Origin of the sequence: Limnospira sp. (assembly GCF_051859755.1) — a bacterium.
In the GTDB taxonomy this organism is placed as follows: domain Bacteria; phylum Cyanobacteriota; class Cyanobacteriia; order Cyanobacteriales; family Microcoleaceae; genus Limnospira; species Limnospira fusiformis.
Window position 1 is genome coordinate 1 of sequence record NZ_JBIMLI010000204.1, and the last position, 5,653, is coordinate 5,653.

The window sequence follows — 5,653 nt, forward strand, 5'->3', positions numbered from 1 at the left end:
GCACTGAGAGATGGTGGCGTTGGGTTTCGTACCTCCACCCAACCTACTCAAATTGGGCGATCGCTTCATTTTTTCGCTCAAATGGGGGAAAAGGCGATCGCCTCATTTTTTGGCACTGAGAGATGCTGGCGTTGGGTTTCGTGACCTCCACCCAACCTACTCAAATTGGGCGATCGCCTCATTTTTTCGCACTGAGAGATGCTGGCGTTGGGTTTCGTACCTCCACCCAACCTACTCAAATTGGGGAAAAGGCGATCGTAAAACTCACCTACTACTCAAATTGGGAAAAAAGGCGATCGTAAAACTCACCTACAAAAACCTATGGTTTAATCAAATGCTTCTCAGACTTGCGATATTTAGCAATTAACCAGCGGTGTTGAATGGGTTGATAAAGTAGGATACTTGCCAAGGGTAATCCCGTAGCTGATAAGGCAAATAAAATGTAGGGGTTAAGCATTCCAACTACGAAACCAATACCGCTACTAATTCCTAATCCTACTGTGAATAGTGCTAACTTTCCATCGTCAAATTCAATGACAGGATCAATCGCAAGCTTAATCCCAGCCACAATCCCAGCCACAATCGCCATCATAATCCTAGTCCCCATCATTATCCCAGTCCCAGCCACAATCCCAGTCACAATCGCCATCATAGTTCCAATCGAAGTTCCAATCCAAGTTATCCCAATCCCAACCACAATCCCAACCGCAATCGACACCCCAATCGCAGCCTCGAACCTATCCTTAATCCCAGCCAGAATCGCCACCCCAATCTCCACCCCAATACTGGCCACAATCCCAGCCAGAATCGCCGCCTCAATACCAGCTACAATCCCAGCCACAATCGCCACCCCAATACCAGCTATGATCCCAACTTCGCTGCTGTTTACAGCCACAATCCCAACCCAAATACCAGCGACCATCCCAAACCCAATACTGGCCACCATCACAGCCAGAATCCTATCCCCCATCGCAGGCGCAATCAGAGGAACAAATAAACAACCTGCATAAGCGAACATCGCAGAAACCAACAACGAACACACCAATCGTAGATAAGGGACTGGTCGCCGTTCAATAGGTAAAGGCGCTGTTTTTACCTGCACTGTCAAACTGTGAACCTCCACATCAGCATTACTGCGTAAACGCAACCGACGCTTATACAACTTGTCAGCCATCAACTTGCTAGTATCTACCCGGACACGACAGTTAATATGATTACCCTTAAACTTAGACGGTTCTACCACAATCCAACTGTGGAAGTTTCGAGTATGGCGCGGGTCTTGGGGATGGGGTGCAACTTTCCATTTACCCTGTAACAAAGTCTCAGGCATGGTGTTAACAACTTCTATATTTTGGTGCAACTTTTCCCCTATGTGAGTCGCTTGAAACTCCAACACCGATTTACTCAACTTCACTGCTGGTACACGCACCACATCCAAAGGTATCAACGCCTTTAAAGCTGTTTTTGCATCGGTAAAGCGTTCTTTAAGTCGTGGTTTAACCATCAACTCCAACCAACTCAGAAACCGGGGACTTAACCGGGGTAATAAATCTCTAAAATTAATGATATAGGGATCATCATCATCGGTTAAATCTTGTATCTGCGTTGACTTAATCCCCGTGAGTAAACAAATCAACGTAGCACCTAAACCATATAAATCAGAGGCTTCCGTGGGTTGACGCAGTTGTTCCGGGGGAATAAAACCCGGTGTGCCTTTAAACACACTACTAGCCGCTACTTCTTGACTACCAATGCGACTCATCCCAAAGTCAATCAGATAAACATTCAATTGCTCATCAACTAAGATATTTTCGGGTTTAACATCTCGATGAATAACCGGAGGTATGCGATTTTGTAGATATACTAATATTTCTAAGACTTTGACTGCTATCTGTTTAATTTCCTCCGGGTCAAAGCTGCGCTTGACTGCTAAACTGGCGGCGTTTTTATACTCTTGGATTAAACCAAAGCCGTTATCTGTTTCAAATGCGCCTAAATACTTAGGGATACCGGGGTGATTAAGTCCCTTTAATACTTCAATTTCTCGCTGATGTTCCTTATAAGCCGACCAATCACTAGATTGAGCAAAACAGAACTGTTTGATAACTACCTGTTCGCCTGTTCGCAACTGTGACGCTAACCAAGCAATTCTCCCCCCTTCCCGGTTTCGTCCCAGTTCCCTGATCACTTGATAACCTTGTGGTCTAAAATCTGGATAGTTCATTGTTTCGTAGCAGCAAGTAACTGTGATTAAGATAACATGAATTTAAGACGCTCAAAATATCATAGGTAGATTATCTCTACAATCTTAGGCGATCGCCTCATTTTTTCGCACTGAGAGATGCTGGCGTTGGGTTTCGTGACCTCCACCCAACCTACTCAAATGGGGGAAAAAGGCGATCGCCTCATTTTTTGGCACTGAGAGATGGTGGCGTTGGGTTTCGTGACCTCCACCCAACCTACTCAAATTGGGCGATCGCTTGATTTATCCCCAACACTGATTCAACTTATATGCTGGAAATACCCGGCATTCAGAAACCAGCGGTTAGGGATTTGTGCTAAGATTTTATCTGGCTATTTGTGAGGAGCGATCGCCATTGAAATAATCCCGTTCTCAGGGATGCTTTTACCCCCTCCAGGAGCAATTCAAGGCGACTGTAATCTGGGGAAAATTGGGTGGCGGCGATGGCGCGATCAATCTGATAGTTATTCTCCCTCAAAATGGCGGAAAAATCTTTTTTCAGGTGGTCGTGGAGTCTGTAGCCTTGGCGATCGTAATTCTCGCGGAAAAACCATTTATATCGTCTCACCCATTCGTGAAGTCCACTGGAGTGAGAGAGGGGATTTTTGCGGCGCTTGATGATGTACTCGGGGAGTTCGTCTTGAAACGCTTGTCGCAAACACCACTTTTCAATTCCGTCCTTAATTTTCCAGGCTTGGGGGGTGTTCAATGCCAGGTCGATAACCGGTGTTGCCAAAAACGGGACGCGAGTTTCCACGCCCCAAGCCATACTGCATCGATCTACCCGCTGTAGCTCGGTGCGGTGCAGGTTCATTAACTTGTAAAAAAACAGATTTTGTCGTTCCGGTTCGCTTAGGTCTAAACTATACATTTCATAGCCTCCAAACAATTCGTCACTTCCATCTCCAGCCAGGACAACTTTGATGCCATATTCCCTAATTTTTCGGAATAATTGCAGGCTGATTACCGCATTAATAATATCGCCATATTCGGTTAATTCTGACTCGCGAATAGCCACCTTAATTTCCTCCAAACTAATATCTTTGGGATGGAGAGAAATCACTACCTGTTTGATGCCGCGTTCCCTACAGAATCGGCGGGAAATATCCACGTCCTCACTGCCCTCGCAACCGACCGTAAAAGCGGTGACTTGGGGATGATTTTGGATAGCCTGACTCAAAACGATGGAACTGTCTAATCCGCCACTGTAAATTACCCCCAGCGGAAGGTCGGTTTGGGTTCTTGATCGGATCGCAGAAGTAATGGTGGTTTTCAGTTGGGGTAAAAACTCGGAAAGCTGGGGGGGTGAGGGTTTAAATTGCGGTCGGAAATAGGGCAGTTCTGGGCGATCGCTCCATTCCAAGCAGCCGGGAGATAAAACTTGAATGGGTCGGTTCAGGAAGGTCAGGGCTTTGATGGTGGAGGCGAGATACAGGAAATCGCGATCGCGGACGTAGTACAGAGGAATAATTCCCACCGGATCGCGGGCAAAAAATACTTGATTTTTGCTTAAATCTATGATAGCAAAAGTGAATTGACCTTCAAATAAATTCAGACAATTTTCCCCGTACTCTTCAAAGGCATATAAAATCGTTTCCGTATCACCATTAGTTTGGAAGGTATATTTATCTTGCAGTTCCGAACGCAAGGCGGCAAAATTGAAAATTTCCCCATTGAAGACAATCAGCTTGTCCCCTGTGGCGTTAAAAATCGGTTGTTTAGATGCTTCGCGATCAACAATTTTCAGTCGTCTAGTTCCCGCTGCTACTTGGGGATGAAAGAAAGTTTCTGTCACCTCTCCCCGAGATTTCATGGTCTCTAGCATCCTGCTCAGTTCGGCTTTTTTGCGGTCTGCTTGTTCTCCAAAAATGACGGCTATTCCACACATGGTAGTTTCTAATTATTGTTGGTAAGTATCGAGACTATTTTGATAATATTTTATCCACTTAGGGTTGAGGCAAATATGCCAAACTTGTTGTTCGTTAATCACATTCAAAACTGACCTACTTTGGTAATCTTCTAACACTTGCTCGATCGCGTCAAATAATTGGCGATCGTTGCGATAATACCATTCCCGTTCGATGTCGGCAGCATATCCGGTGCTGTGGGTAGTCCTCGGCGAGGCCCAGTACCCTAGACTCGCCAAATGTTTTTGATGTTCTAATGTTCTAATTATACTATTAATTTGCAGGTAAATTGATTTCCCGACTTCCCCCTCCACCCGATCGCAAATTTGGTTCAACAGCGCGATCATCTCCAACTTACACTCGGTCACTTTCATTCCCACAGTTCCCCCCGCCGGGTGATTTCGCCATACTCGCATTCGCCTTTGAATGCCATTTATCAAACGATACATTCCCCCCTCTCGCAGGGGTGTAAAGGAAAATTTCAGGAGATAACAGGAGGGAGATCTGGTCAAGTCATAGAGTTGGGGGTCTGTTTCCAGGGAGCCAGAGTTTAGATACCTAGGAAAGTCTGCATACCAACGCAGTTCTACTTGTTGTTGCAAAAGAATATTAATGCAAACTCTGAGCCGATCAGGATTAGTGTAGTTTTCGGGAAACAGCCGGGATAGTTCTTGCAAATCCCACTGGAAATTTTCGACTTCTAGATCACCAATTATGCCATAATCTTCCCGTTCTACAGTCATAAATTTGCGGGAAATGATCAGTAACTCTTGCTGGGAAGATACGGACTGGAGGCGATCGCGAAATTCCCGGACTCGCTGGCGGTAATTATAGCAGTCTGTCGGGGATATCTGGGCCGACATCTTCTCCAAGTTGGGGGCATAAAATTTTGAGTTCACAGCAGTTAGGAGTTTATGGGATCGGGAACATATATCATTTCCAGATATAGCACGTTATTTTGGCCGCTGTCAATCGATTAAGCTACTCAATGCCACACTAGACGAATTTTCATTTTTTCGATCATACATACATAATCTGCCATAATCTACTTTTTTGGAGCAGCAAAAATTAACGCCTTATTATGCCTAATTTTTGACTAGCTTACCACAGACACGGGTATAAACTGGGGCTGTCGGTTTTGGCGGATGAAAAATCTATCCTCATTCAAGACACGATGATGTTCACCACCTCCCAATCAATAAGATCTATTCTTTCGCGCTATAATCTCCAGTAGTGATCTATGTAGGTTGGGTGAAACGCAGTGAAACCCAACATCATTTACAGATGCTGGCGTTGGGTTTCGTACCTTCACCCAACCTATAATAATTAACAATTAATAATTAATAATTAATAATTTTAGCCATGTAGGTTGGGTGAAACTCCGTGAAACCCAACATAACTGAGAGATAGTGGCGTTGGGTTTCGTGACCTCCACCCAACCTATAATAATTAACAATTAATAATTAATAATTAATAATTTTAGCCATGTAGGTTGGGTGAAACG

Annotated in this window: 5 protein-coding genes; 1 reads left to right on the forward strand and 4 read right to left on the reverse strand. The window is 44.7% G+C overall.

The genetic code is table 11. From position 1 onward, the window contains the following. Positions 1-140 precede the first annotated feature (140 nt). Positions 141-302, forward strand: coding sequence for a hypothetical protein (locus tag ACTIE0_RS22310; protein ID WP_160162539.1), 162 nt, complete (start codon positions 141-143; stop codon positions 300-302). Positions 303-319: 17 nt separating this feature from the next. Here the strand turns inward: ACTIE0_RS22310 and ACTIE0_RS22315 are convergent, their stop codons facing one another. The 4 genes from ACTIE0_RS22315 to ACTIE0_RS22330 form a co-directional block, all read right to left on the reverse strand. Further along, positions 320-2,224: a protein kinase domain-containing protein gene (locus ACTIE0_RS22315; RefSeq protein ID WP_006668000.1), complete on the reverse strand. Its 1,905-nt coding sequence runs from the start codon at positions 2,222-2,224 to the stop codon at positions 320-322. 84 nt (positions 2,225-2,308) lie between these two features. After that, positions 2,309-2,467 (reverse strand): hypothetical protein, encoded by a 159-nt coding sequence (locus tag ACTIE0_RS22320; protein WP_235720125.1) that lies wholly within the window; start codon positions 2,465-2,467, stop codon positions 2,309-2,311. Between the two features lie 91 nt (positions 2,468-2,558). Further along, positions 2,559-4,130, reverse strand: coding sequence for an asparagine synthetase B family protein (locus ACTIE0_RS22325; protein ID WP_006621781.1), 1,572 nt, complete (start codon positions 4,128-4,130; stop codon positions 2,559-2,561). Positions 4,131-4,142: 12 nt separating this feature from the next. Beyond that, entirely contained in the window at positions 4,143-5,012 is an 870-nt protein-coding gene (locus ACTIE0_RS22330) for a DUF5715 family protein (RefSeq protein WP_006668001.1), read from the reverse strand. Between the last annotated feature and the right edge of the window lie 641 nt (positions 5,013-5,653).